Raw genomic sequence first — 25839 nt, 5'->3', positions numbered from 1 at the left:
GACGGGCTGGCGCGTGCCGTCGAGCAGCTCGCGGGCGCCGTCGTGCCGGCGTCCGCCCTGGAGTCGCTCGTGCTGCCCGCCCGCGTGCCGGACTACAGCCCGGCGCTGCTGGACGAGCTCACCGCGTCCGGCGAGGTGCTGTGGGCCGGGCACGGGACGCTGCCCGGCAAGGACGGCCTGGTGAGCCTGCACCTGGCGGCGACCGCCGACCTGACGCTGCCGCTGCTCACCCCGCCGGGCGCCGAGCCGACGCCCGCGCCCGAGCACCTGGACACGCCGCTGCACCGCGCGCTGGTCGAGGCGCTGCGGGGCGGCGGGGCGTACTTCGTCGGCGCGCTGGGGTCCCGGGTCGCCGAGGCGCTGCCCGAGTCGCCGCCGTCGCAGGCCGCGCTGGTGGACGCGCTGTGGGACCTGGTGTGGGCGGGCCTCGTCACGAACGACGGGCTCGCGCCGCTGCGTGCGCGGCTGGCGGGCGGGAGGACCACGCACAAGACGACCGCCTCCGCGCCGCCGTCGCGGGCGCGGCAGCTCACGATGGGCGGCGGCCGGTTCGGCGGGCGGCCGAGCCTGCGCGGCAGCGGGGTGGGGCTCCGGTCCGCGGGGCTCGCCGGCGGCGGGCTGGGCGGGCTAGGCGGCGGGCTCGCGACCTCCGGCGGAGAGGCCGGCGGCCGGTGGTCGATCCTGCCGTCCCGCGAGCAGGACCCCACCCGTCGCGCGCACGCCCTGGCGGCGCAGCTGCTCGACCGGCACGGCGTGCTCACCCGCGCGGTCGCGCCCGCCGAGGGCGTCGCCGGGCAGTTCGCCCCGGTCTACCGGGTGCTCGCGGCGCTCGAGCAGCAGGGCCAGGTCCGGCGCGGGTACTTCGTGGAGCACCTCGGCGGCTCCCAGTTCGCGCTGCCCGGGGCCGTCGACCAGCTGCGCGCGGAGGCCCGGCAGATCGAGCGGATCGCGGAGCAGTCCGTGCCCGCCGACGCCGACCGCTCCGTCGTGCTGCTCGCCGCGACCGACCCCGCCAACCCGTACGGCGCCGCGCTCGCGTGGCCGGTCCGCGCCGACGCCCCCACCGGGCACCGGCCGGGGCGCAAGGCGGGCGCCGTGGTGGTGCTGGTCGACGGGGTGCTCGCGCTGTACCTGGAGCGCGGCGGGCGCACGGTGCTGACCTTCACCGAGGACGAGACCGCGCTCCGGCTGGCGACCGCGCGGCTCGCCGACACGGTGCGCGAGGGGCGGCTCGGCCGGATCACGCTCGTGCGCGCCGACGGCGAGGAGCTGCTGACCGGGGGGCTGGAGTCGACCGCGCTGGGCCGGGCGCTGGCGTTGGCGGACTTCGCGCCGACGCCACGCGGCATCCGGCTGCGGAGCGCGCGGTGAGGCGGTCCGGCCCGGTGGGAGGCCCGCGGCGGCGCCCGTGCCCGGCCGGGGCGGTGACCCCGCGTGCCTGAGGGCGACATCCTCGCCCGCACGGCCCGGCGGCTGGACGAGGCCCTGGCCGGGCGGGTCCTGGTGCGCAGCGACCTGCGCTGGCCCACCGCCGCCACCGTCGACCTGGTCGGCCGCACCGTCCTCGGCACGAAGCCGTACGGCAAGCACCTGCTCACCCGGTTCGACGACGGCCGCACGCTGCACACCCACCTGCGGATGGACGGCTCCTGGCGGATCGCCCGCACCGGCTCCCCCGGCGCCCGGGCGGGCGCGCCGCACGTCCGCGCCGTGCTCGCCAACGAGACCTGGACCGCGGTCGGCGAGCTGATCGGGATGCTCGACGTCGTGCCCACCCGCGACGAGCACACGCTGATCGGCCACCTCGGCCCGGACCTGCTCGCCGACGACTTCGAGACCGCCGGGATCCCCGAGGTGCTGCGCCGGTGGGCCGCCCGCGGGTCGACGCCCGTGTGCGAGGTGCTGCTCGACCAGACCGTCGTCGCCGGCATCGGCACCATCTACATGGCCGACTCGCTGTTCCTCGAGAAGATCTGGCCGTGGACCCCCGCCGACGAGGTCGCGGACCCGGTCCGGCTGCTCCGGGTGGCCCGCGCGATCATGCAGCGCTCGGTCGGGTCCTCCTCGCCGTCGACCACCGGGGAGGTGTACCGCGGGCGGGAGACCTGGGTGCACGGGCGGCTGAAGGAGCCGTGCCGGCGGTGCGGGGCCCCGGTGCGGCGCGGGCTCGCGGGCCACCCGCCGACGGAGCGGCCGGCGTACTTCTGCGGCGTCTGCCAGCGCCCGCCCGCCCCGGCGCCTCCGGCACCCTGACGCACCCACCCCGACCGTGCCTGCCCCGGCCCACCCCCGGAGCACCCCGACTGGAAACCAGTGGAGCGTTCTGCCCGACACGCACCGGCGTGTCGGGCAGGACGCTCCACTCGAGCCCACCTGCCCGGCCCCGGACGCGACGACGCCCAGTCTCCCGCCGAGCGAAGGGCGGGACGACCGGGCGTCGTCGGTGTCTGGGGTGGGTGTCCCCCGCGGTCAGCCGACCGGGGTGAGCTCCGGGCGTCGGCGCCAGGTGCTGTCCTGACCGGCCAGGGCCGAAGCCAGGTCGACCGGGACGGTGTCGGGGATCAGCAGACCCTCGGCGACGGCGATGCGGTCGCTCACCTCGCGCAGCACGAGCGACATGGGCACGTCGAGCGCCTCGCAGATGCTCGCGAGCAGCTCCGACGACGCCTCCTTCTGACCCCGCTCGACCTCGCTGAGGTACCCCAGCGACACCCGGGCGGCGGAGGACACCTCGCGCAGGGTGCGTCCCTGCCGCTGGCGGGCATCCCGCAGCACGTCACCGATCTCTCGGCGCAACACGACCATCTGGCGTCCCCCTCTCATGTCCCGATCCTGCTCCTGCCGCGCCGTCTGCTGACCCGCAGCAGCGGGCCGGACGACGGCGGCACCCTTGTGGCCCCGCGTGGGGAGGCTCCCACCGTACAGTGCGCTCCCCTGACGGGCAGCGCCGGGACGGCTGGTGGGCCTGGTGTTGATCACGATCTGCACAACGCCTGCACGACCCCGCGTGTTCCCGGGGGTCAGGCGGCGCCGGCGGGGCCCACCGCGGACAGCGCCTCCCCGAGCACCGCGACGCAGGTGGCGGCCCGGACGGTCGCGCGGTCGCCGCCCAGGTCGAGCGTCCGGACGACCGTGCGCTCGGGCGTCGCCACCGCGACGTGCACCGTCCCGGGTGAAAACCCGTCCTGGGGATCCGGGCCGGCGACGCCGGTGGTCGCGAGGCCGACGTCGGCGTCGAGCACGCCGCGCACCCCCTCGGCCATCTGCCGGGCCACCTCGGGGTGCACGGCGCCGTGCTCCGCGAGCAGGCCGGGGTCGACGCCGAGGACCGAACCCTTGACGTCGGTGGCGTACGCGACGACGCCGCCGCGCAGCGACCGGGAGGCGCCGGGGACGTCGACCAGGGTGGCGGCGAGCTGGCCGCCGGTGAGCGACTCGGCGGTCGCGACGGTCCAGCCGCGGTCGCGCAGGGCGGCGAGCAGGGCCTCGGCGGCCTCGCGCGCGCCGGGCGACGTCATCGCGCCGGGTCGCCGTGCGCGGACGTCGTCCCGGTCGCGGCCGCGTGCCGGGTCGCGTCGGTGACGCCGCCCGCGACGTGCTCCCGGTGCACCCGCACGGCGGTCCGCACGTAGTCGGCGCCGGTGACGAGGGTGACCACGACCGCCGCGCCCATGAGGACGCTCGCGACCACGAGGACGGCGGTCGGCAGCTCGGACAGCGGCAGCAGGAACAGCCCGACGGCGACCGACTGCAGCACCGTCTTGATCTTGCCGCCGCGGGACGCGGGCAGCACCAGGTACCGCAGCAGGAAGAACCGCATCACGGTGATGCCGATCTCCCGGACCAGGATCGCGCCGGTGACCCACCAGCTGAGGTCGCCGATCCAGGACAGCCCGACCAGCGCGGTGCCGATGAGGGCCTTGTCGGCGATCGGGTCGAGCAGCTTGCCGAGGTCCGTGACCAGGCCGAGCCGCCGGGCCAGGTAGCCGTCGAGCCGGTCGGTCGCGGCGGCCAGCGCGAAGATCCCGGCGCTCACCCAGCGCCACCGCGGGTCGTCCCCGCCGTCGACCAGCAGGGCCCAGGCGAAGAACGGCACGACGGCGATGCGCAGCACCGTCACGACGTTGGCGACGTTCATCGGCGAAGGGCGGCTCACCCCGACAGCCTACGGGCAGCGGGCGCGCGCGACGGCCCGGACGGCGCGTCCGGCCCCGGCGCGCCGGGGTCCCGCACGGGTGTCAGCGCAGGTCGTCGGCGTCGTCGTAGTAGTCGACGGCCTCGGGCGGCTCGCCGGGCATCCGGCCCTCGGGCGCGGCGTACCGGTCCTCGCCCGCGGCGTCGCCGGCGGACGGGCCCGACCCGCCCGGCTCCGGCTCGCCGCGGAGCATCGCCAGAGTCCCCGGGAGGTCGTCCGGCTGCACGAGGACCTCGCGCGCCTTCGACCCCTCGGACGGGCCGACGATCTCGCGGGACTCGAGCAGGTCCATCAGGCGGCCGGCCTTGGCGAACCCGACCCGCAGCTTGCGCTGCAGCATCGAGGTCGAGCCGAACTGCGAGGTGACGACGAGCTCGGCGGCCTGCAGCAGCAGGTCGAGGTCGTCGCCGATGTCCTCGTCCACCTGCTTCTTGGCCGCGGTGACCGTGACGTCCTCGCGGTAGACCGGCTTCAGCTGCTGCTTCACGTGCGCGACGACGGCGTGGATCTCGGACTCGGAGACCCAGGCGCCCTGGGTGCGCATCGGCTTCGCGGCACCCATCGGCAGGAACAGCGCGTCGCCCTGGCCGATCAGCTTCTCGGCGCCGGGCTGGTCGAGCACGACGCGGGAGTCGGTGAGCGACGACGTGGCGAACGCCAGCCGGGACGGCACGTTGGCCTTGATCAGGCCGGTGACGACGTCGACCGACGGGCGCTGCGTCGCGAGCACCAGGTGGATGCCGGCGGCGCGGGCGAGCTGCGTGATGCGCTGGATCGACGCCTCGACGTCGCGCGGGGCGACCATCATGAGGTCGGCGAGCTCGTCGACGATCACCAGCAGGTACGGGTAGGGCGCGATCTTCCGCTCGGACCCTGGCAGCGGCTTCACCTTGCCGGCCTTCACCGCCACGTTGAAGTCGTCGATGTGCTTGAACCCGAACATCGCGAGGTCGTCGTACCGCGCCTCCATCTCCCGCACCACCCACTCGAGGGCCTCGGCGGCCTTCTTGGGGTTGGTGATGATCGGGGTGATGAGGTGCGGGATGCCCTCGTAGACCGTGAGCTCGACGCGCTTCGGGTCGACCAGCACCATGCGGACCTGGTCGGGCGTCGACCGCATGAGGATCGACACGATCATGGAGTTCACGAAGGACGACTTGCCGGCACCCGTCGCACCGGCGACGAGCATGTGCGGCATCTTCGCCAGGTTCGCCGTGACGTAGCCGCCCTCGACGTCCTTGCCGACGCCGATCACCATCGGGTGCTCGGAGCGGCGGGCCGCGCTCGACCGCAGCACGTCGCCGAGGGAGACCGTCTCGCGGTCGGTGTTCGGGATCTCGATGCCGATGGCCGACTTGCCGGGGATCGGCGACAGGATGCGCACGTCCGCCGACGCCACGGCGTAGGCGATGTTCTTGCTCAGGGCGGTGACGCGCTCGACCTTGACGCCCTTGCCGAGCTCGACCTCGTACCGGGTCACGGTCGGGCCGCGGGTGAAGCCGGTGACCTGGGCGTCGATCTCGAAGTTCTCCAGCACGCCGGTCAGCGCCTCGACCACGCGGTCGTTCGCGGCCGAGCGCACCTTGTGCGGGGCGCCCTTCGCGAGCGCGCTCTCGTCCGGGAGCGTGTAGAGCACGTCGCCGCCGAGCATGGGCTGCTCGCCGCGCGGCACGCCGGTGGTCGGCGGGGCCACGGGGTCCGGCCGGGGCGCCGGGGCGGCGGCCGCGGCGGAGGCGGCGCCGACCGCCGTCACCGCCTGGGTCGGGGCGGTGCTCGGCTCGACCACGTCCTCGTCGGCGCCCTCGGCCTCGAGGAGCGCCGTCGCGTCCTCCTCCTCGCGGCGCTTGCGCTCGACGTACGCGGCGCGCTCGAAGGCCTCGTCGCCCGCGTACTCGTCGAGCAGGTCGGGGTCGTCCGGGTCCGCCGCGGCGCGCTTCTTCAGCCGGTCGACGAGCTTCCGGCGGGACTGCTTGGCCGGGGGCTCCTCGATCGCGGTGTGCCCGGCGTTGATCACCAGCGGGGCGTCGTCGTCCTCGACCTCGTCCTCGCGGTGGTTGCCGGTCAGCCGGTCGTAGAGCCCGCGCAGGCGGGGGCCGATCTGGTTCACGGGCGTCGCGGTCACGACCAGCACGCCGAAGAACGCCAGCAGCACGAGCAGCGGCACGGTCGCCCAGACGGTCACCAGGCTGACCAGCGGCGTGCCGACCAGGTAGCCGACGATTCCGCCCGCGTCCCGGACCGCCTCGAAGCCGCCGGACGGCGCGGGCAGGTCCTGCTGCACGTGCACCAGGCCGCACGCCGCGAGGGTGATCGCGGTGACGCCGATGCCGATGCGGGAGTTCGCCTGGTTCCGGTCGGGGTGCCGCATCAGCCGGATCGCGATGCCGACCAGCGCGACCGGGACCGCCACGGCGACCCGGCCGAACGTGCCGGCGACCACCACGTGCACGGCGTCGCCCGCCATGCCGTCCAGGCCCCACCACTCGCGCGCGGCGACCACGATCGCCAGGGCGATGAGGAAGAACGCGGCGCCGTCGCGGCGCAGCGCGGGGTCGAGGTCGCGCGCGCCGTGGCCCACCCGGCGGGCGGCGCCGCCGACGACGTGGGCGGCGCCCATCCAGATGCCGCGGACGATCCGGACCGGCAGCGCGGGGCGCGGCGGCGGGGGCGGGGCGGCGTTCTTCGCGGAGCCGCGGGAGCCGGAGCCGGACGCGCGCGCCGCCGGTGCCGCGGTGCGGGCGCGCGTCGACGGCGCAGCCGCACGGGTGGCGGTGGAGGACGGACGGGCGGCCATGATCCTCACGGTAGCCGCCCGGGGCCTGCCCGGCCGGGAGCCCGCGCCGGTGGGGTGCGTGTCGGTGACGGGCGACACAGCCGTCCGACGGCGTCCGCACCGGTCCGCGCCGGCGTGCGGGCGCGCCCGGGTCGCGGCGGCTGTCGGTGCCGGGTGGGACGCTCGGGGCATGGAGCACGTCAGCGCCGACCAGGTCCGCCGGTACCGGGTGCGCGCGCAGCAGCTCGACCGGGAGCCCGACGCGGGCCGGGCCGGCACGGACGCCGCGGTGCTCGACGCCGGCGTCCAGGACACCGGGCCGGACGGTGCCCTGTGGGCGCTGGCGGTCCGCGGGGTGCCCGCCCGGGCGGGCGCGTGGCCGGACGACCTGGCGCTGGTGTGGAGCGTCCGCGGCGCCCCGCACGCCTACCGCCGCGGCGACCTGCCCGCGGTGCAGCGCGCGCTCCGGCCGTACTCCGACGCCGACGCGGGCAGGCGGATCTACGACGCCGCGAAGCCGCTGCGGGCCGCGGGCATCCGGCCGGTCGACGCCCTCGCGCACGTCGCGAGGACGATGCACGCGGTCGTCGGCGAGCCGACCCCGAAGGGCGAGCTCTCGACGCGCATGACCGCCGAGCTCGACGAGCCGTACCTCCGCTGGTGCCGGCCCTGCGGCGCGACGCACATGTTCGAGATGCCGTTCCGGCTCGGGGCGCTGCACGCCGGTCTGGAGCTGGAGCCGGGCACCTCTCCCCCGGTGCTGCGCCGGTCGCCGGGGTTCCCGCCCGCGCAGGTGGGGGCGGTCGACCGGGGCGGGGACGGGGCGGGCGCCGCCGACGACGCGCCGGACGAGGCGGCGCACGACCTGGTCCGCGGCGTGCTGCACCTGCTCGGCCCGGCGACCCCGAAGGACGTCGCCGCGTTCCTCGACGCGCCGGTGGCCGACGTGAAGCGGCGCTGGCCCGCCGACGCGGTCCCCGTCGACGTCGAGGGCGTCACGGCGTCGGTGCTGGCGGACGACCTGCCCGCGCTGCTCGGCACCGGGACCGGGGACGGCGAGCGGGTGGTCCGGCTGCTCGGCCCCCACGACCTGTTCCTCCAGGCTCGCGACCGGCACGTCCTGGTCCCCGACCCGGCCCGGGCGACGGCGCTGTGGCCGGTGCTCGGCCGCCCCGGCGCGGTGCTGGCCGACGGCGAGGTGGTGGGCACCTGGCGCCCGCGCGCCCGGGGCCGGCGCCTGGCGCTCGAGCTCGACCCGTGGCTGCCGTGGGACGCCGCCCTGGAGCGCGCCGTCGCGGAGCAGCACGAGCGCCTGGCCGCCTTCCGGGGCGCCGACCCCGCCTGACCGCGCCGCCCGGGACGCGGACGGCCCGGGCGCACGCACCCCGCGGGGTCGCGCGCCCGGGCCGTCCGGTGCCGGCAGCCGGGGCCGGGTCAGGCCTCCACGACCACCGGGATGATCATCGGCCGCCGGCGCAGGCGGTTGGACGCCCAGCGCCCGACCACGCGCCGCACGACCTGCTGCAGCTGCTGGGTGTCGACCGCCCCGCCGCGCGCCGCGTCCTCGAGGGCCGCGGTGACGTCCGGCAGGATCGCGTCGAACACCTTGTCGTCCTCGGCCACGCCGCGGGCGAGGATCTGCGGCTTGCCGAGCACCTTGCCGTCGGTCGAGCTCATCACCGCGAAGATCGAGATGAAGCCCTCGTCGCCGAGGATCCGGCGGTCCTTGAGGTCGGCCTCGGTGATGCCGCCGACCGACGAGCCGTCGACGAACACGTACCCGCAGGGCACGGCGCCGACGACCGAGGCCCGGCCGTCGACCAGGTCCACGACCACGCCGTCCTCGGCCAGCACCACGCGGTCGGCCGGGACGCCGGACTTCACGGCCAGCGCGCCGTTCGCGACCAGGTGCCGGACCTCGCCGTGCACCGGCATGACGTTGCGCGGCCGCAGGATGTTGTAGCAGTACAGGAGCTCGCCGGCGCTGGCGTGGCCGGAGACGTGCACCTTGGCGTTGCCGCCGTGCACGACGCGCGCGCCGAGCCGGGTGAGGCCGTTGATGACGCGGTACACCGCGTTCTCGTTCCCGGGGATCAGCGACGACGCGAGGATGACGGTGTCGCCGGGGCCGACCGAGATCTTGTGGTCGTTGTTGGCGATCCGGGACAGCGCGGCCATCGGCTCGCCCTGCGACCCGGTGCACATGAGCACGAGCTCGTCGTCGCGCACGTCGTCGAGGCGCTTGGCGTCGACCAGCACGCCGTCCGGCACCTTGAGGTAGCCGAGCTCGGCGGCGATCGTCATGTTGCGGATCATCGAGCGGCCGACCAGGGCGACCTTGCGCTCGTGCGCGGCGGCGGCGTCCAGCACCTGCTGCACGCGGTGCACGTGCGAGGAGAAGGACGCGACGACGATCTTGCGCGCGGAGGTGGCGAACACGTTGTCCAGCACCGGGCCGATCTCGCGCTCGGGGCTGACGAAGCCCGGGACCTCGGCGTTGGTGGAGTCGACCATGAACAGGTCGACGCCCTTCTCCCCCAGCCGCGCGAACGCGCGCAGGTCGGTGATCCGGCCGTCCAGCGGGAGCTGGTCCATCTTGAAGTCGCCGGTGTGCAGCACGGTGCCGGCGCCGGTGGTGACCGCGACGGCCAGCGCGTCCGGGATCGAGTGGTTGACCGCGACGAACTCGCAGGAGAACGCGCCGATCTGCTCGGTCTGCCCCTCCTTGACCGCGTGGGTCAGCGGGGTGATCCGGTGCTCCTTGAGCTTGGCCTCGACGAACGCGAGGGTCAGCTGCGAGCCGATCAGCGGGATGTCCTGGCGCAGGCGCAGCAGGTACGGCACGGCGCCGATGTGGTCCTCGTGCCCGTGGGTGAGCACGATGCCGTCGACGTCGTCCATCCGGTCGGCGATGTAGCCGAAGTCCGGCAGGATCAGGTCGACGCCGGGCTGGTGGTCCTCGGGGAACAGGACGCCGCAGTCGATGATGAGCAGGCGGCCGCCGTACTCGAGGACGGCCATGTTGCGGCCGACCTCGCCGAGGCCGCCGAGGGCCACGATGCGCAGGCCCCCTTCGGGCAGGGCGGGCGGCAGGGCGAGGTCGGGGTGCGGGTGGGACATGCTTCTCCTGGTTCAGGCGGACAGGACGCCGGCGATGCCCGCGGCAGCAAGGCCCGCGCGCACCGCCTCGACGTCCTCGTCCGACGCGGCGACGTTGGGCAGCCGCAGGTGTCGGGACGGGATCAGGCCGAGGGACCAGACGGCGGCCTTGGCCGCGACCGCCTGGAATCCCCGGCCGTTGAGCGCGTCGATCGCCGGTGCGATCGACAGGAAGATCTCGAGGGCGCGGGCGTGGTCGCCCGCGTCGTGGGCCGCGGTGAGCGCGGCGAGCTGCGGGCCGGCGACGTGGCCGACCACGCTGACGATGCCGGCGGCGCCGTGCGCCAGGAACGGCAGGTAGAGCGAGTCGTCGCCGGAGTACCAGGCGAGCCCGGTCGCGGCGGCGGCCTTCGCGGCGCCGTACAGGTCGCCGGTGGCGTCCTTCATGGCGACGACGCGGTCGTGCCGCGCGAGCTCGACCAGGGTCTCGGCGGCGAACCGGACGCCGGTGCGGCCGGGCACGTCGTAGAGCATCACGGGCAGCGGCGTGGCGTCCGCGACGGCGGTCACGTGCGCGACCAGGCCGGGCTGCGACGGGCGCGAGTAGTAGGGCGCGACGACCAGCAGGCCGTCCGCGCCGGCCTCGGCGGCCTGCTCGGCCATCCGGACGGCGTGCAGCGTGTCGTTCGACCCGGCGCCGGCGACGACCGTCGCCCGGTCCCCCACGGCGCCGACGACGGCCGCCACCAGCTCGGCCTTCTCGGGCGCGTGCGTGGTGGGCGACTCCCCGGTGGTGCCGTTGAGCACCAGGCCGTCGTGCCCGTGGTCCACGAGGTGCGTGGCGAGGGAGACGGCGGCGTCGAGATCGACCGAGCCGTCCTCCCGCATGGGCGTCACCATGGCGGTGAGCACCGCGCCGAAGGGACGCGACGGGGTGGCGGGGAGCATGGCCTCAACGGTACCGCCCCGCGCCGGAGCCGGTCGCACCCGTCCGGGGTGGACCGGCCCCGGCGCGGGGCGGGGCGTGCTCAGCGGCTCAGGACGCGCGCGCCGCGAGCCAGCCGGCCAGGCGGTCGGGGCGGTCGGTGATCACCGCGTCCACGCCGAGGGCCACGGCGGTGGCCCAGTGCTCGGGCTCGTTGAGCGTCCAGACCTGGACCTGCAGGCCGGCGGCGTGCAGCCGCTCGACCAGGTCCGGGTGCTCGACCAGCAGCGGGCCGTAGGGGTTGACGGTCATGACGCCGAGCTCGCCCGCGACGCGGACCACCTCGTCGACCCCGCCGTCCTCCGGCACCTGGAAGATCAGCAGCCCGCGGCGCAGGTGGGGATCCGCCGACGCCAGCGCCCGCACGGACTCCGGCCAGAACGACTGCCCGATGACCCGGTCGGCGAGCCCGGCGGCGCGGATCGCGTCGGTGACGGGCCGGACCTGCTCGACCGTGAAGGCGCCCTTGAGCTCGAGCAGCAGGTCGATGCCGGGGCGGCGGACCATGAGCTCCAGCACCTCGGCGAACGTCGGCACCCGCTGGCCGGCGTACGCCGACGCGAACCAGGAGCCGGCGTCCAGCGCGCGCACCGCGTCGAGCGTCATCTCGGTGACGACGCCCGACCCGTCCGTGGTGGCGTCGACGGTGTCGTCGTGGATGACCACGACCTCGCCGTCGGCGGTCGGCTGGATGTCGATCTCGATGCTGTGCGCGCCCGCGCGCCACGCCGCCTCGAACGCGGCGAGGGTGTTCTGCGGGGCCACGGCGGAGTTGCCGCGGTGCGCGACGACCAGGGGCGCGGACGCCCCGGCGCCGGGGCCGCCCTGGTGGGCGGCCCCGGCGACCGGACCGGTGACGGTTCCGGTCACAGGTACGGCTCGACGTTCTCGGTGTACGCCGTCTCGATCTGCGGCGTGACGGACCCGAACGCCTCGGCCGGGTCGGTGCCCTCGAGGACGATCTGCTCGAGCGCGTCGGTGAGCAGCGCGTCGGCGCCCGGCACGAACACGCGGATGTAGTCCTGCGGGCGCGCCTTCTCCGCCAGCTGGTCGACCGCGGTGCGGAACTGCGGGTACTGCTCGTACACGGCCTTCATGGTGTCGGACTCGACGGCCGAGGTGCGCACCGGCATGTAGCCGGTCGCCTGGGAGAACGTCGCGGTGTTCTCGGTGTTCGTGAGGAACTCGAGGAACATCGCGGCGGCGAGCTGCTTCTCCGGGGTGCTGGAGGAGGAGATCGCCAGGCCGGTGCCGCCGGTCGGCGTGCCGCCGCCCTGCGGGCCGTCGGGCAGGTAGGCCGTGCCGACCTCGAACGAGGCCGCGTCGAGCGCGCCCTTCAGCGAGCCGGTCGACCCGATGGTCGACGCGATGAGGCCGGACGCGAAGTCCGCCATCGAGTCGTCCGCCGAGACCGTGGCGATCGCGTCGTCCCCGTGGAACAGGCCGCGGAGGAACTCGCCGCCCGCGAGGGCCTCCTCGGAGTCGAGGGTGACGTCGAACTCGTCGGAGTACTCGCCGCCCTGGCCCCAGATCATGTTCTCGAACCACCAGGCCGACCAGGACGTGCCGAGCGACAGGCCGAACGGCGAGCCCTCCGCCGGGACCTGGGCCTCGAGCGCGGTGCTCCACTCCTGGAGCTGCTCCCAGGTCTCCGGACCCTCGTCGGGCAGGCCCGCGGCCTGCCACATCGTCTTGTTGTAGTAGAACAGCGGCGTCGAGCGCGCGTACGGCGCGGCCCAGTGCTGGCCCTCGTACTCGTAGTCGCCGTACAGGCCCTGCTGGAAGTCGTCCGCGTCGGCGTCGATCGCGTCGAAGACGTCGTCCAGCGGCATGATCTGGTCGTTCAGGTGGTAGCGGAACCACCAGACGTCGGACGCGATGACCAGGTCCGGCTTCTCGTCGGTCTGCGAGGCGGCCTGGAACCGCTGGGCGACCTCGTCGTAGTTGGCGCCGGCGGTCACCAGGTTGACGGTGATGTCCGGGTTCTCGGCCTCGAAGTCGGCGATGAGCTGCTCCTCCACGGCCTGGGACTGGCCGGGGTGGTTGCTCCACCAGGTGATCTCGGACGCGGGCTCGACCTGCGACCAGTCGGTCGCGTCGGCGGCCGCGGACTCGTCGGACGAGGCGGCGGTCGACGGGCCGCCGCACGCCGTGAGCGCGAGCGTCGTGCCGGCGACGGCAGCGGCGACGGCCAGGGTGCTGCGGCGGCGCCTGCGGGGGTGGGACACGGTGGTGCTCCTTCGGGGGTTCGCGCGCCGCGTCGCGGCGCTCGGGGGGCTGACGGGCGCGCGGGGGCGCGACCGTCTCAGGCGGCCGGCGGACCGGCCACGTCGTGGGTGCGGGGCGGGCCGGGCGTCAGCCCGTGACGGCGCCCGCGGTGAGGCCGGCGACGAGCCGGCGCTGCAGGACCAGGAAGACGACGAGGATCGGCAGGGTCACGACGACCGTGGCGGCCAGCAGCACGCCCCAGTTGGTCAGGCCGTCGATGTTCTGCAGCAGGGTCAGGCCGATCGGCAGCGTCATCTTGTCGGCGCGGTCGATGACCAGGAACGGCCAGAGGTAGTCGTTCCACTCGGTGACGACGGACACCAGCGTGACCGCCGCGATGGTCGGCGTGCTCATCGGGACCACGAACCGCCACAGCTTGCGCCAGTGCCCGGCGCCGTCCAGCTCCGCGGCCTCGAGGATCGAGGCCGGCAGCGTGAGGAAGTGCTGGCGGAACAGGAAGGTGCCGAACGCGCTGGCCAGGCCCGGCACGAGGATGCCCTGGTAGGTGTTCAGCCAGCCGAGCTCGGCGACCAGGGTGTAGTTCGGGATGATCGTGACCTGCGGCGGGATCATCAGCGTGGCGATGACCAGCCCGAACACGATCCTCTTGAACGGGAACTCGAGGAACACGAGCGCGTAGGCGCAGGTGAGGCCGAGCACCACCTTGAGGCCGGCGCCGACGACGGTCAGCCCGACGCTGTTGAGCAGCAGCCGGCCGAGCGGCACGGTGTCCGCGGCCTGGGCGTAGTTGTCCAGGCTCGGCGCCGACGGCAGCCACTGCACAGGGAACTGGTACAGCTCCTGCGAGGTCTTGAGGCTGGCGAGCAGCATCCAGATCAGCGGGGCGCCGAGCACGATCGTCGCGAGGACCATCGTGAGGTAGCTGGCGACGTGCGGGCGCTGCCGGCGGCCGGGGCGCGAGGACGCGGCGGTGGGCCGGACGTCGCGCGCGGTGGGCGCCGCGGGCGGGGTGGTCGTGGCGGCGGCCGGCCGCTTCGGGGTCAGGACGCTCATGCGTAGTGGACCTTCCGCTGGACGAACCGCATCTGCACCGCGGTGACCGCCAGCAGCACGAGGAACAGGACCGTGGCGACGGCGGAGGCGTACCCCGCGCGGCCGTTGACGAAGCTCTCCTGGTACACGGAGTACATGAGCGTCGTGGTCGACCCGAGCGGGCCGCCCTGGGTCATCGCCTTGATGATGTCGAACGACTGCAGCGAGGCCAGCATCATCGTGACCAGCAGGAAGAACGACGTCGGGGTGAGCAGCGGCAGGATGATCGACCGCAGCGTCCGGAACGACGACGCCCCGTCGAGGGCCGCCGCGTCCTTGAGGTCCTGCGGGACCGACTGCAGGCCGGCCAGGTAGATCAGCGCGACGTACCCGAGGTTCTTCCAGAGGTAGACGATGATCACCATGACCAGCGGCCAGGGGCGCTGGGTGTACCACTGGGGCGACGAGGCCCCGACCCAGCTCAGCACCTCGCGCATCAGGCCGTACCGCGGGTCGAAGATGAACAGCCAGAGGATGCCGACCGCGAAGCCCGACAGCACGTAGGGCGCGAACGCCACGGTGCGGGCGAAGCCGCGGCCGCGGAGCTTCTGGTTGAGCAGCACCGCCAGGCCGAGGCCCAGCAGCATGGCGCCGCCGACCGTCGCGACGGTGAACACGACCGTGGTCGTCACGACCTGCGTGAAGTTCCGCGACGTGAACAGCTCGACGTAGTTGCCCAGCCCGATGCTGCGGGCGACGGGCGAGCCGAGGTTCCACTGCAGCGTCGACAGGTAGAACGACTGGATCAGCGGCCGGTAGACGAACACCAGCAGCAGGGCCACGTTGGGCCCGGCCAGCAGGAGGAACCAGAGCAGCGCCGACCGGCGGCGGCGCGACTGGAGCGCACCGCGCTGCCGGGGGGCGCCCGAGGGGGCGGCCGCCGGCGGCGGGGCGAGGACTTCGGCAGTGGTCACGGGGAGAGGTCCGCTTCGAGAGGGGGCAGGTGCTGGCCCGCTCCGTCGCCGGCCCTGGACACCCTGCCCCGGCCGCGCCACCCCGGACGACCCTTCCCGGGGTGCGTTCCGCAAGGCTTCCCGGGTCGTTCACCTGGGGTTCCGCGGCGTCACCGGGCGGTCAGCGCCTGGACAGCCGGCCGACCTCCCCTCGGGGACGTCCTACCCTCGTCGCGTGCCCGCCCGCTCCCCCGCGGACCGGACCGACCCCGCCGTCCGGTCGGCCGTCCGCACCGCCCTGTCCGTCTCCGTGGCCACCGGGCTGTACGGCGTCTCGTTCGGGGCGCTGTCCGTCGCCGCCGGCCTGGACGTGCCGCAGACGATGGCGCTGAGCCTGCTGATGTTCAGCGGCGGCTCGCAGTTCGCCGCCGTGGGCGTCGTGGGCGCCGGCGGCGGCATCGGCGCGGTGGTGGCCACCGCGGGCCTGCTCGGGGCGCGCAACGGGCTGTACGGCGTGCAGGTGGCCCCGCTGCTGGGCGCGTCCGGCTGGCGACGCGTGCTCGCGGCGCACCTGACGATCGACGAGTCCACGGCCGTGGCCACCGCGCAGCCGACGCCGGCCGCGACCCGCGCGGGGTTCTGGTGGACCGGCGCCGGGGTGTTCGTGCTGTGGAACGCGTTCTCCCTGCTCGGGGCGCTGCTCGGCGACGCGCTGGGCGACCCGCGCCGGTACGGGCTGGACGCGGCGGCGGGCGCGGCGTTCCTGGCGCTGCTGTGGCCGCGGCTGTCCGGCGACGACCGGCGGGCGACCCGGACCGTGCGGGTCGTGGCCGTGGCGGCGGCGGCCCTGGCGCTGGCGCTCACGCCCGTGGCGCCGGCCGGGGTGCCGGTGCTCGCGGCCGCGGCGCTGGCGGTGGTCGTGGGGGTGCTGGACGGCGGTGGCGGCGCGGGGGCGCGCGCCGGGGGCCGCCCGGGCGGCGACGAGGACGACGCGGCCCCGGTGGTGACCCCGTGAGCCGGCTCGCGGTGTGGTGGGCGGTGCTGGCCGCGTCCGTCGTCGTGCTCGCGACCAAGGTCGCCGGGCACCTGGTCCCCCGCGCCCTCCTGGAGCGCCCGCGGGTGGTGCGGACCGCGGCGCTGGTGACCGCGGCGCTGCTGGCCGCGCTGGTGGCGGTGCAGACCGCGACGACCGACGGCGCGCTCGCGCTCGACGCGCGCCTGGCCGCGCTGGCGGTCGCGGCGGTGGCCCTGCTGCTGCGCGCCCCGTTCGTGCTCGTGGTGCTCCTGGCGGCCGCGACGGCCGCGCTGCTCCGCTGGCTCGGCCTCCCCTAGCGGCGCGCGGGCGCCGACTTCGGCACGTCGGGACCCAGTTCGGCAGCTGGAGGTGCCGAGCTCGGCGCGGGAGTGCCGAACTCGGCGCGGGTCAGACCGCGACCGGGGCCTTGATCGCCGGGTGGTGCTGGTAGTGCTCGATGGTGACGTCCTCGTACGTGTACTCGAACAGCGACGGCGCGCGGTTCAGGCGCAGGGTGGGCGCCGGGAACGGGTCCCGGGTCAGCTGCTCGCGCACCTGCTCGACGTGGTTGTCGTAGATGTGGCAGTCGCCGCCGGTCCACACGAAGTCGCCGACCTCGAGGTCCACCTGCTGCGCGACCATGTGCGTCAGCAGGGCGTAGGAGGCGATGTTGAACGGCACGCCGAGGAACAGGTCCGCGGACCGCTGGTAGAGCTGGCACGAGAGCTTCCCGTCGGCCACGTAGAACTGGAAGAACGCGTGGCAGGGCGCGAGCGCCATCGACGGGATGTCCGCGACGTTCCACGCCGAGACGATGTGCCGGCGCGAGTCGGGGTCGCGGCGCAGGCCGTCGAGCACCTGCGCGAGCTGGTCGATCGTGCCGCCGTCCGGCGTCGGCCAGGACCGCCACTGCACGCCGTAGACCGGGCCGAGGTCGCCGTCCTCGGCCGCCCACTCGTCCCAGATGTGCACGCCCTTCTCCTGGAGCGTGCGCGCGTTGCGCTCGCCGCGCAGGAACCAGAGCAGCTCCTCGGTCAGCCCGCGCAGGAACACGCGCTTGGTGGTGACGAGCGGGAACCCCTGCTGGAGGTCGAACCGCATCTGGTGCCCGAACACGCTGCGGGTCCCGGTGCCGGTGCGGTCCGCCTTGGGGGTGCCGGTCTCCAGCACCAGGCGGAGCAGGTCCTCGTACGGCGTCTCGATCGGTCCGGCGGGCGTCGTCATGGGGCCATCGTAGGGTTCGTGCCCGGCGATCTCGGGGTGCCGCACGGCGACGTCCGGGTCGACACTGGCCCCATGACCTCGCCGCTGCCGCCGTACGTCGCCGCCCACACGCCCACCGGCCTGCTGATCGACGGCGAGTGGCGGCACGCCACGGGCGGCGGGACGTTCGCCGTCGCCGACCCGGCGACCACCGACGTGCTGTTCGAGGTGGCGGACGCCACGCCGGAGGACGGCCTCGCGGCGCTCGGCGCGGCGCACCGGGCGTTCCCGGCCTGGCGCGAGGTCGCCCCGCGGACCCGGTCGGACGTGCTGCGCGCGGTGTTCGACGCGATGGTCGCCCGCGCCGAGGACCTGGCGGCGCTCATCACCGCCGAGGGCGGCAAGCCGCTGGCCGAGGCGCGCGCGGAGGTGCAGTACGCGGCCGAGTTCGTGCGCTGGTACTCCGAGCAGGCGGTGCGGCTGGACGGCCTGACCCGGCGCGCGCCCGCGGGGACGCACCACCAGCTCGTGCTCCGGCGGCCGGTCGGCCCCGCGCTGCTCATCACGCCGTGGAACTTCCCGATCGCGATGATCACCCGCAAGGTCGCGCCGGCGCTCGCCGCCGGCTGCCCGGTGATCATCAAGCCGGCGCAGCTCACCCCGCTGACCACGGCGTACTTCGCCGAGATCGTCCGCGCCGAGCTCGACGCCCGCGACCTGCCGGCCGGCGTGATCAACGTGCTGCCCACGTCGTCGTCCCGCGCGCTCACCGAGCCGGTGATCGCCGACCCGCGGCTGCGCAAGCTCTCGTTCACCGGGTCGACGGAGGTCGGGCGGTCGCTGCTCAAGCAGGCCGCGGACCAGGTGCTGCGGACGTCGATGGAGCTCGGCGGGAACGCGCCGTTCCTGGTGTTCGCGGACGCCGACCTGGACGCCGCCGTCGAGGGCGCCGTGGCCGCCAAGATGCGCAACGCCGGGCAGACCTGCGTCGCCGCGAACCGGTTCCTGGTCCAGGAGCCCGTGGCCGCGGAGTTCGCCGACCGGCTGACGGCCGCGTTCGAGCGGCTGGTGATGGGCCCCGGCACCGCCCCGGACGTCGCGGTCGGCCCGCTCATCGAGAGGTCGGCCGTCGACCGGGTCGAGGAGCTGGTCACCGAGGCGGCGGACGACGGCGCCCGGGTGCGCACCGGCGGCGAGCGGCCCGGCCGCCGGGGGTACTTCTACCCGCCGACCGTGCTCGACCGCGTGCCCGAGGACGCCCGCGCGGTGCGGGAGGAGATCTTCGGCCCGGTGGCCCCCGTCGTGACGTTCGGCGACGAGGGCGACGGCCTCCGGCTCGCGAACGGGACCGAGTTCGGCCTCGTCGCGTACGCGTACACGAGGGACGTCGACCGGGTCATGCGGCTGGCCGAGGGCGTCGAGGCCGGCATGCTCGGGATCAACCGGGGCATGGTCTCCGACGCCAGCGCGCCGTTCGGCGGCGTGAAGTCGTCGGGCATCGGCCGCGAGGGCGGCGAGGCCGGGATCGAGGAGTACCTGGAGCCGGTGTACGTGGCATTGTGACCGGCATGGACCCCCTGCTCGCCGCCACCTCCGACGTCTCCGTCCGCCCCGCCGTCCCCGGGGACGAGGGCGCCGTCGCGGCCGTGCAGCTCGCCGCGTGGCGCGCCACGCTCGGCGACCTCGTCGGCGAGGAGGTGCTGGACCGCGTCGACCTCGCGCGGGTCACCGACCAGTGGGCCGCCGCGATCGCCTCGCCGCCGGGGCGCGGCTACCGGGTGCTGGTGGCGATGCACGGGCCGCGGCTGGTCGGGTTCGCCTCGGTCGCCCCCGTCACGGCCCCGCCCGGGTCCGGCGACGACACCCCGGGCGGCGAGATCCTCGCGCTCGAGGTCGACCCCGCCGAGCGACGGCTCGGCCACGGGTCGCGGCTGCTCGCGGCCGTGGTCGACCTGCTGCGCGACGAGGACCGGGCCACCAGCGTGCAGACCTGGGTCGTGGTCGGGGACACCGCGCGCGAGCAGTTCCTCGGCTCGGCCGGCCTGGGTGACGTCGGGGCGACCCGGGTGCTCGGCGAGCAGGACGACCCGCGGGAGATCACCGAGCACCTCTGGGGCGCGAGCATCTGACCGCGGCGCGGGCGGGCGCGGGCTCGCGCGGCTCGGCCGGGCGCGGCCGGGCGGGTGACGCCCTCACCCGGACGGGCGGCGCGGGGTGAACGGCGCGCGAACAGCCGGCGACGCGGCGCGGCGACGCCTCAGGTCGCGGGCGCGGCGGGCGATCGTGCGGGCGTGTCCCCCCAGACCCGCGCGCCGTGGCGGCGCGCCGACCGCGGCCGGCTGCTGTCCGACCTGGTCTCCGCCCCCGTCGTCGTCTCCCCGACCGACTCCTGCGAGGCCGTGGACGTCGGCTTCCGCACCCGGTGGACCGGCTCGTCGGTCCTCGTCGCCCCGCGCGAGGCGGGCGGTCCGTTCGGGATGGTCGCCCGCAAGGACTTCCTCACGACGATGACCGGGCGGTACGGCTTCGGCCGGTCGCTGTGGGGGCGGCGGCCGGTCGCGGACGTCGCGCGCTGGGAGGTGCCGTGGGTCGACGTCCGGGCGTCGCTGACCGAGGCCGCCGAGCGGCTGGTCGGCGGCGACGGCTACCAGGACATGATGGTCACCGGGCCGGACGGCGGCCCGGTCGGCATCCTCGACCCGACGACGCTGATGGAGGCGCTGGCCGCGGAGCTCGCGCACGAGGCGTCGCACGACCACCTCACCGGCGTCACCTCGCGGGCCCGGTTCGTCGACGGGCTCCGGGAGCTGTGCGCGGCGGCGCGCGACGACGGCGGGGCGGTCGTCCTGGCGTTCCTCGACCTCGACCGGCTCAAGGAGGTCAACGACACCCTGGGGCACTCGTTCGGCGACGCGCTGCTGCACTCCGTGGCGACCCGGCTCGCGGCCTCGGCCCTGCCCGGCGACGTGGTCGGCCGGCTCGGCGGCGACGAGTTCGCACTCGCCCGGCTGCTGCCCCCGCAGACGCCCGACGACACCTGGCGGGTGCGCGCGCTGGACCTCGGCGAGGTGCTGCGCTCCGCGATCGCCGCGCACGACCCGGGCCTGCCGGTGCCCGCGCACTCCCGGGTGTCGGTCGGCCTGGCGCTCGGCGCGGGCGCGCTCGTCGACCACGACCGGCTGCTGCGCGAGGCGGACCTGGCGATGTACGGCGCGAAGAAGGCCGGCGGCGACCGGGTGCGGCTGGCCGGCGCGGACGCCGGGCCGGGTGCCGGGCCGGCGGGCCTCGCGGGGCTGGCGGCGCTGCCGGGGCTCGACCTCGCGGCGCTGGAGGTGCACTACCAGCCGATCGCCGGCACCGCCGACGGCTCGGTGCGGGAGGTCGAGGCGCTGCTGCGGTCCCGGGACGCCGAGGGCCGGCTGGCGGGCCCGGCGGCGCCGCTGGACCGGGCCGCGCGGGCGGGCCTGGCGCTCGAGCTCGACCTGTGGGTCCTGGAGCGCGCGTGCGCGGACCGGTCGGCGTGGCGGGCCGCGCTCGGCGCCGCCGCCCCCGCGGTGGTGAACGTCAACCTCTCCCCCGCCGCCCTGGAGGAGCCGCTGCTCGCCGACCGGGTGCTCCGGGTGCTGGACGCGGCGGGCACGCCGCACGACGGCGTCCGTCTGGAGCTGTCGGAGGCCGCGACCGAGGCCCAGGTCGCCCGCGCGCTGCCGGCGCTCGACGCGCTGCGGACGGCCGGGGTGCCGATCGCCCTGGACGACCTGGGCGGCGCGATGTCGGGGCTGCGCCAGGTGACGCGGCTGCCGGTGGACGTCCTGAAGATCGACCGGTCCGTCGTCGCCGGGATGCTCGACGACCCGCTGGACGCGCTGCTGGTCGAGCTGGTGCACCGGATGGCCGTCGAGCAGGGCATGACCGTGGTCGCGGAGGGTGTCGAGTCGGACGCGCAGCTGGACGCGCTGCGGGCCGCGGGCGTGCCGCTGGTGCAGGGGTTCCTGGTCGCGCGGCCGATGTCCTCGGACGCGCTGCGCGCGTACCTGACCCCGGCGACCTGAGGGGCGCGGACGCGGCGGCGCCGGCTTCGACCACCCCGAGAGTGGAAGGTTGTGACGGACACGCCGTCGGCGTGTCCGTCACAACCATCCACTGTCGGTGGTGCCGGGGCGCGTCGGTGGTGCCGGGGCGCGTGGGTGGTGCCGGGGCGCGTCGGTGGTGCCGGGGCGCGCGCGGGCGGGGGCGGCGCGACCGGTCCCGTCAGGACAGGCCGCGGGGCTCCTCGCCGGCGGCGGCGCGGCCGCGGTGCACCCGGGACGCGTGCCGCAGCGCCGCGCGGGCGCGCTTGCGGTCGCCGGCCGCGTCGTACGCGAACGCGAGCCGGTACCAGGTCCCCCAGTCGCCGTCCGGCGCCGCCTCGGCCTCGGCGCGCGCCGCCTCGAACTGCCCGGCGGCCACCGAGCGGTCGATCCGCCCGCCCGGGCTGCGGGGCAGGTCGTCGACGGGCAGCTCGCCGCGCGCGGCGAGGGTGTCGGCCATGCGCTGCACGTCGACGGCGAGCAGCCACTCCCGCGCGACCAGGCCCAGCACCAGCAGCGGCAGCAGCGCGAACGCCGCGCCGAGCCCGACGCCGACGGGCTCGCCGGTGCGGATCAGGGCGACGGCCCGGCCCGCGACCAGCCACAGGTACAGGCCGAGCAGCGCGGTGAGGGCGATCGCGGCGATCAGCCCGGTGCGGCGGCGGGCGGGCGCGGCGGGCGCGGGCGCGGGGTCCCGGGGCTCCCCCACGCCGGTCAGCCCAGGTCCAGGTAGTGCTCGAGCCCGACGGTCAGCCCCGGGCGGGACCCGACCTGCCGGACCGCGTGCAGCACGCCGGGCATGAACGACACCCGGTCGAACGAGTCGTGCCGGATGGTCAGCTGCTCCCCCGCGTTGCCCAGCAGGATCTCCTCGTGCGCGACCAGCCCGCGCAGCCGCACCGCGTGCACCCGCACGCCGTCCACGTCCGCCCCGCGGGCGCCGTCGAGCGCCGTCGTGGTGGCGTCCGGCACCGGGCCCAGCCCCGCCTCCCGGCGGGCCGCCGCGATCGCGTGCGCGGTGTGCCGGGCGGTGCCGGACGGGGCGTCGACCTTGTCGGGGTGGTGCAGCTCGACGACCTCGACCGACTCGAACCACCGGGCGGCCCGCGCGGCGAACGCCATGGCCAGCACCGCGCCGAGCGCGAAGTTCGGGGCGACCAGCACGCCGACGCCGGGCCGGTCGGCGAGGTCGGCCTCGACCCGGGCCAGCGACTCGGCGGTCCAGCCGGTGGTGCCGACGACCGCGTGCACGCCCTGGGCGACCAGCGACCGCACGTTGGCCTCGGCGACCGACGGGACCGTGAAGTCGACCGCGACCTGCGCGCCGGTCGCGGCCACCGCGCCGACGTCGTCCCCGTGCTCGAGTGCGGCCACCAGCTCCAGGTCCGGCGACGCCTCCACGGCGTCGACGACGGTCCGTCCCATGCGTCCGGCCGCGCCCAGCACGGCCACCGCGATCGTTTCGCTCACCGAGGCAGCCTATGCGAGCCCTACGCGGTCGCGAGCACGTCCTCCATGCCGCGGACGGCCCGGCGCAGGTCCAGCGCGTGCAGCCCCGTGAACCGCTCGACCTCCCGCTGCGGGTAGCCGGCGTCGGCGTACGCGCGCAGCACCCGCACCACCCCGACGGCGTCCCCGCGGTCGTCGACGCCGAGCTCGCGCACCGCGCAGGACAGCCGGACCGTCGACAGGAACGCCGACGGGCTCAGCCCGACGTGCGCGGCGAGCAGCGCGTGCAGGCCGGCGAGCGACCGGTCGACCGCGCGGGCCAGGTCGACCGACCGGACCAAGCCGCGCTCGGCGTCCGCGTACCGGGCGACCCGGTCGACGGCGTCGCGGTCGGCCGGCGGCACCGGGCGCCGGACGGCGGCGGCCAGGGCGTCCTCCAGGACGGCCGCGCAGGCGGCGGCCGCGGCGGCCTCGCCGAGCCCGGCGGCGGCGTCCCAGGCGGCGCGCATCCCCGCCGCCAGCGCGGCCTCGTCCAGGCCCAGCGCCTCGCCCAGCGGCCGGTGCTCGTCCACCAGGAAGCCCTCGGGGTGCAGCGCGGACAGGGCCCACGGCGCCAGGCGCGCGCCCACCTCCCAGGACTCCGCGTCCCCGGCGGGCAGCACGACGCCCGGCACGACGCGCGGGCCGCGCAGCACGCTGCCGACCGACTCGGTCTCCCGGGTCAGCGGGTCGACCCAGCGCACCGGCGCGCCCAGCCGGACCACCGCGGACGGGCGGCCGTCGGGCAGCGCGACCCGCGGCGGCGCGGCGTGCGGCGCGCGGGCGACCCAGAGCGCCTCGACCAGCCCCGGCGACCGGGGGGCGACGGCGACGGAGCGGCGGGCGGAGGTGACGGCGGCCATGCCCTCATCATCGTCCCGCCCGGCGCGCGGCGGAACGGGACCTTCCGCCCGGCCCGCGGGTGGCGTCGGCGACGACCCCGGGAACGGCGGGAGCCGGGCCCCCGCGGACGGGGACCCGGCTCCGGTGACGATCGCGCGTCAGCCGCCGAACGGCCCCACGCGCACGACGGACCGCGGCCGCGCCGCCAGGTCGGCGGCCAGCTCCTGCACCTCGCGCGCCGTGACCGCGCGGACGCGGTCGAGCGACTCCTGCGTGGACAGCAGCTCGCCGTGCACCAGCTCGGACTTGCCGAGCCGGCTCATGCGCGACCCGGAGTCCTCCAGGCCGAGCACCAGGCCGCCGGACAGCTGCCCGACCGACCGGCGCAGCTCGGCGTCGGTGATGCCGCCGTCCGCGAGGCGCTCCAGCTCGGCGACCATGAGGTCGGTGACCTCGTCGATCTTCGCCGGGGCGCAGCCTGCGTACAGGCCGAAGACGCCGGTGTCGGCGTGGCCGGACGCGAACGAGTAGGTCGAGTACGCCAGCCCCCGCTTCTCGCGGATCTCCTGGAACAGCCGGGACGACATGCCGCCGCCCAGCACCGCGTTCAGGACCGAGAGCGTGAACCGCCGGGGGTCGGTGGCCGTGAGGCCGGTCCCGCCGACGATGACGTTGCCCTGCTCGGTGGTCCGGCGCACCGTGACCTCCGAGGCGCCGGCCGTGACCGGCAGCGCCTCGGTCGCACCGCGGCGCGCGGCCGGGGCGGCGCCCGCCGCGAGGTCCCAGCCGCCGTCCTGCAGCGCCCGGGTGACCTGCTCGGCGAGCGCGTCGTGGTCGACGTTGCCCGCCGCGGTCACGACGAGCGTGTCCGGGCGGTAGTGCTGCCGGTAGTGCTCCCAGACGGCGTCCCGCGGCACGGCCCGGATCGTGTCCGGGGTGCCGCCGATCGGCCGGCCGAGCGGGTGGTCGCCGAGGACGACCGTCGCGAACCGCTCGTGCACGACGTCGCTCGGGTCGTCGTCGTTCATGGCGAGCTCCTCGAGGATCACGCCGCGCTCGGTCTCGAGCTCGTCGCGGTCCAGGCGGGCCGAGGTCACCATGTCCGCGATGACGTCGACCGCCATCGGCAGGTCCTCGTCGAGCACCCGGGCGTAGTAGCAGGTGTGCTCCTTGCCCGTGGCGGCGTTCGCCTCGCCGCCGACCTCGTCGAACGCCTCGGCGATGTCCATCGCCGTGCGCCGCGCGGTGCCCTTGAACAGCAGGTGCTCGAGGAAGTGCGTCGAGCCGTGGTGCCCGTCGGACTCGTCCCGGGAGCCGACGCCGACCCACGCCCCGACGGACGCGGACCGCACGCCGGGGACGTGCTCGGTGAGCAGGCGGACCCCGCCGGGCAGGACGGAGCGACGGACGGAGCCGTCACCCGCCTGCCCGGCGGTCAGGTCGCTGCCCGGCTGACCGGGCGCGACCAGCGGGAGGTCCAGCGGCACGTCAGGCGTCGGCCGGCTCAGCGGCGGCGGACTCGTCCGAGCCCGCCTCCTCGCCCTCGACCACCGCGTGCAGCGACAGCTTGCCGCGCGGGTCGATCTCGCCGATCTCGACCTGGACCTTCTGGCCCACGCCGAGGACGTCCTCGACCTTCTCGACCCGCTTGCCGCCGACGAGGCGACGGATCTGCGAGATGTGCAGCAGGCCGTCCTTGCCCGGCGAGAGCGAGATGAACGCGCCGAAGGTGGTCGTCTTCACGACCGTGCCGACGAAGCGCTCGCCGATCTCCGGCATGTGCGGGTTCGCGATCGCGTTGATCGCCGCCCGTGCGGCCTCCGCCGACGGACCGTCGGTGGCGCCGATGTAGACCGTGCCGTCGTCCTCGATCGAGATGTCGGCGCCGGTCTCCTCCTGGATCTGGTTGATCATCTTGCCCTTCGGGCCGATGACCTCGCCGATCTTGTCGACC

Annotated in this window: 24 protein-coding genes; 8 read left to right on the top strand and 16 right to left on the bottom strand. The window is 75.8% G+C overall.

Translation table 11 applies throughout. The features are described 5' to 3' along the window. On the top strand, positions 1 to 1371 hold a 1371-nt coding region (locus VER05_RS04620), incomplete at its 5' end, for an Lhr family helicase (protein WP_422653154.1). A gap of 63 nt (positions 1372 to 1434) precedes the next feature. Next, entirely contained in the window at positions 1435 to 2253 is an 819-nt protein-coding gene (locus VER05_RS04615) for an Fpg/Nei family DNA glycosylase (RefSeq protein WP_324844226.1), read from the top strand. Between the two features lie 216 nt (positions 2254 to 2469). Here the strand turns inward: VER05_RS04615 and VER05_RS04610 are convergent, their stop codons facing one another. The 4 genes from VER05_RS04610 to VER05_RS04595 all read right to left on the bottom strand — a co-directional run bounded on the left by VER05_RS04610 (position 2470) and on the right by VER05_RS04595 (position 6989). Beyond that, positions 2470 to 2805 (bottom strand): helix-turn-helix domain-containing protein, encoded by a 336-nt coding sequence (locus VER05_RS04610; protein WP_203669190.1) that lies wholly within the window; start codon positions 2803 to 2805, stop codon positions 2470 to 2472. Positions 2806 to 3020: 215 nt separating this feature from the next. Beyond that, complete coding sequence (locus VER05_RS04605) at positions 3021 to 3518, bottom strand: CinA family protein (protein ID WP_324844225.1); 498 nt, start codon at positions 3516 to 3518, stop codon at positions 3021 to 3023. Beyond that, positions 3515 to 4138 (bottom strand): CDP-diacylglycerol--glycerol-3-phosphate 3-phosphatidyltransferase, encoded by a 624-nt coding sequence (gene pgsA, locus VER05_RS04600; RefSeq protein ID WP_324844227.1) that lies wholly within the window; start codon positions 4136 to 4138, stop codon positions 3515 to 3517. Before pgsA ends, VER05_RS04605 begins: the two co-directional genes overlap by 4 nt. A 100-nt stretch (positions 4139 to 4238) precedes the next feature. Next, positions 4239 to 6989: an FtsK/SpoIIIE family DNA translocase gene (locus VER05_RS04595; protein ID WP_324844224.1), complete on the bottom strand. Its 2751-nt coding sequence runs from the start codon at positions 6987 to 6989 to the stop codon at positions 4239 to 4241. A 169-nt stretch (positions 6990 to 7158) separates the two neighbouring features. Here VER05_RS04595 and VER05_RS04590 point away from each other — a divergent pair, with 169 nt between their 5' ends. Then, positions 7159 to 8313: a DNA glycosylase AlkZ-like family protein gene (locus VER05_RS04590; protein WP_324844223.1), complete on the top strand. Its 1155-nt coding sequence runs from the start codon at positions 7159 to 7161 to the stop codon at positions 8311 to 8313. Positions 8314 to 8402: 89 nt separating this feature from the next. Here VER05_RS04590 and VER05_RS04585 read toward each other — a convergent pair whose 3' ends face one another. The 6 genes from VER05_RS04585 to VER05_RS04560 form a co-directional block, all read right to left on the bottom strand. Further along, positions 8403 to 10088: a ribonuclease J gene (locus VER05_RS04585; RefSeq protein WP_324844222.1), complete on the bottom strand. Its 1686-nt coding sequence runs from the start codon at positions 10086 to 10088 to the stop codon at positions 8403 to 8405. 12 nt (positions 10089 to 10100) lie between these two features. Next, a complete protein-coding gene (gene dapA, locus VER05_RS04580; protein WP_324844221.1) occupies positions 10101 to 11015 on the bottom strand; it encodes a 4-hydroxy-tetrahydrodipicolinate synthase in 915 nt (304 codons plus the stop codon). A gap of 88 nt (positions 11016 to 11103) precedes the next feature. After that, on the bottom strand, positions 11104 to 11922 hold the full coding sequence (locus tag VER05_RS04575; RefSeq protein WP_324844220.1) for a glycerophosphodiester phosphodiesterase: 819 nt from the start codon (positions 11920 to 11922) through the stop codon (positions 11104 to 11106). After that, positions 11919 to 13280: an ABC transporter substrate-binding protein gene (locus VER05_RS04570; protein WP_324844219.1), complete on the bottom strand. Its 1362-nt coding sequence runs from the start codon at positions 13278 to 13280 to the stop codon at positions 11919 to 11921. Before VER05_RS04570 ends, VER05_RS04575 begins: the two co-directional genes overlap by 4 nt. A 127-nt stretch (positions 13281 to 13407) precedes the next feature. Beyond that, positions 13408 to 14334 carry a carbohydrate ABC transporter permease gene (locus tag VER05_RS04565; protein WP_324844218.1) on the bottom strand — a complete coding sequence of 309 codons (927 nt, stop codon included), beginning with the start codon at positions 14332 to 14334 and terminating at the stop codon, positions 13408 to 13410. Further along, entirely contained in the window at positions 14331 to 15287 is a 957-nt protein-coding gene (locus VER05_RS04560; RefSeq protein WP_324844217.1) for a sugar ABC transporter permease, read from the bottom strand. Before VER05_RS04560 ends, VER05_RS04565 begins: the two co-directional genes overlap by 4 nt. A gap of 214 nt (positions 15288 to 15501) precedes the next feature. Between VER05_RS04560 and VER05_RS04555 the strand changes: the two genes are divergently transcribed. Continuing rightward, positions 15502 to 16281, top strand: a complete 780-nt coding sequence (locus VER05_RS04555) for an AzlC family ABC transporter permease (RefSeq protein ID WP_324844216.1) — start codon at positions 15502 to 15504, stop codon at positions 16279 to 16281. After that, complete coding sequence (locus VER05_RS04550) at positions 16278 to 16598, top strand: AzlD domain-containing protein (RefSeq protein WP_324844215.1); 321 nt, start codon at positions 16278 to 16280, stop codon at positions 16596 to 16598. The genes VER05_RS04555 and VER05_RS04550 overlap by 4 nt, the downstream gene beginning before the upstream one ends. Before the next feature lie 91 nt (positions 16599 to 16689). On the opposite strand, the gene VER05_RS04545 is transcribed toward VER05_RS04550, so the two are convergent. Next, the gene (locus tag VER05_RS04545; protein WP_324844214.1) at positions 16690 to 17505 is read right to left on the bottom strand and encodes a thymidylate synthase; all 816 of its coding nucleotides are present in this window, start codon (positions 17503 to 17505) and stop codon (positions 16690 to 16692) included. 72 nt (positions 17506 to 17577) lie between these two features. On the opposite strand from VER05_RS04545, the gene VER05_RS04540 reads away from it, so the two are divergent. The 3 genes from VER05_RS04540 to VER05_RS04530 all read left to right on the top strand — a co-directional run bounded on the left by VER05_RS04540 (position 17578) and on the right by VER05_RS04530 (position 21536). Further along, positions 17578 to 19047: an NAD-dependent succinate-semialdehyde dehydrogenase gene (locus VER05_RS04540; RefSeq protein WP_324844213.1), complete on the top strand. Its 1470-nt coding sequence runs from the start codon at positions 17578 to 17580 to the stop codon at positions 19045 to 19047. A 5-nt stretch (positions 19048 to 19052) separates the two neighbouring features. Continuing rightward, positions 19053 to 19613 (top strand): GNAT family N-acetyltransferase, encoded by a 561-nt coding sequence (locus VER05_RS04535; protein WP_324844212.1) that lies wholly within the window; start codon positions 19053 to 19055, stop codon positions 19611 to 19613. A 162-nt stretch (positions 19614 to 19775) separates the two neighbouring features. Then, the gene (locus VER05_RS04530) at positions 19776 to 21536 is read left to right on the top strand and encodes an EAL domain-containing protein (RefSeq protein ID WP_324844211.1); all 1761 of its coding nucleotides are present in this window, start codon (positions 19776 to 19778) and stop codon (positions 21534 to 21536) included. A 199-nt stretch (positions 21537 to 21735) separates the two neighbouring features. Here the strand turns inward: VER05_RS04530 and VER05_RS04525 are convergent, their stop codons facing one another. The 5 genes from VER05_RS04525 to VER05_RS04505 form a co-directional block, all read right to left on the bottom strand. Continuing rightward, positions 21736 to 22263: a hypothetical protein gene (locus VER05_RS04525; protein WP_324844210.1), complete on the bottom strand. Its 528-nt coding sequence runs from the start codon at positions 22261 to 22263 to the stop codon at positions 21736 to 21738. Between the two features lie 5 nt (positions 22264 to 22268). Then, complete coding sequence (dapB, locus tag VER05_RS04520) at positions 22269 to 23024, bottom strand: 4-hydroxy-tetrahydrodipicolinate reductase (protein WP_324844209.1); 756 nt, start codon at positions 23022 to 23024, stop codon at positions 22269 to 22271. A gap of 20 nt (positions 23025 to 23044) precedes the next feature. After that, positions 23045 to 23905 carry a hypothetical protein gene (locus VER05_RS04515; protein ID WP_324844208.1) on the bottom strand — a complete coding sequence of 287 codons (861 nt, stop codon included), beginning with the start codon at positions 23903 to 23905 and terminating at the stop codon, positions 23045 to 23047. Between the two features lie 138 nt (positions 23906 to 24043). Continuing rightward, positions 24044 to 25372, bottom strand: a complete 1329-nt coding sequence (locus VER05_RS04510; protein ID WP_324844207.1) for a pitrilysin family protein — start codon at positions 25370 to 25372, stop codon at positions 24044 to 24046. 1 nt (position 25373) lies between these two features. After that, positions 25374 to 25839 (bottom strand): S1 RNA-binding domain-containing protein (locus VER05_RS04505; RefSeq protein WP_324844206.1); only part of this gene is annotated, 466 nt, incomplete at its 5' end.

Source organism: Cellulomonas sp., assembly GCF_035634735.1.
GTDB lineage: Bacteria > Actinomycetota > Actinomycetes > Actinomycetales > Cellulomonadaceae > Cellulomonas.
The sequence above is the reverse complement of the archived record's forward strand: the minus strand, read 5'-3'. Positions and strand labels throughout refer to the sequence as shown.

Bases quoted from the DNA above. Each gene is read 5' to 3' on its own strand.
- VER05_RS04610 (WP_203669190.1), bottom strand. From the start codon at position 2,805: ATGGTCGTGTTGCGCCGAGAGATCGGTGACGTGCTGCGGGATGCCCGC.
- VER05_RS04605 (WP_324844225.1), bottom strand. From the start codon at position 3,518: ATGACGTCGCCCGGCGCGCGCGAGGCCGCCGAGGCCCTGCTCGCCGCC.
- pgsA (WP_324844227.1), bottom strand. From the start codon at position 4,138: ATGAACGTCGCCAACGTCGTGACGGTGCTGCGCATCGCCGTCGTGCCG.
- VER05_RS04595 (WP_324844224.1), bottom strand. From the start codon at position 6,989: ATGGCCGCCCGTCCGTCCTCCACCGCCACCCGTGCGGCTGCGCCGTCG.
- VER05_RS04590 (WP_324844223.1), top strand. From the start codon at position 7,159: ATGGAGCACGTCAGCGCCGACCAGGTCCGCCGGTACCGGGTGCGCGCG.
- VER05_RS04585 (WP_324844222.1), bottom strand. From the start codon at position 10,088: ATGTCCCACCCGCACCCCGACCTCGCCCTGCCGCCCGCCCTGCCCGAA.
- dapA (WP_324844221.1), bottom strand. From the start codon at position 11,015: ATGCTCCCCGCCACCCCGTCGCGTCCCTTCGGCGCGGTGCTCACCGCC.
- VER05_RS04565 (WP_324844218.1), bottom strand. From the start codon at position 14,334: ATGAGCGTCCTGACCCCGAAGCGGCCGGCCGCCGCCACGACCACCCCG.
- VER05_RS04545 (WP_324844214.1), bottom strand. From the start codon at position 17,505: ATGACGACGCCCGCCGGACCGATCGAGACGCCGTACGAGGACCTGCTC.
- VER05_RS04540 (WP_324844213.1), top strand. From the start codon at position 17,578: ATGACCTCGCCGCTGCCGCCGTACGTCGCCGCCCACACGCCCACCGGC.
- VER05_RS04535 (WP_324844212.1), top strand. From the start codon at position 19,053: ATGGACCCCCTGCTCGCCGCCACCTCCGACGTCTCCGTCCGCCCCGCC.
- VER05_RS04515 (WP_324844208.1), bottom strand. From the start codon at position 23,905: ATGGCCGCCGTCACCTCCGCCCGCCGCTCCGTCGCCGTCGCCCCCCGG.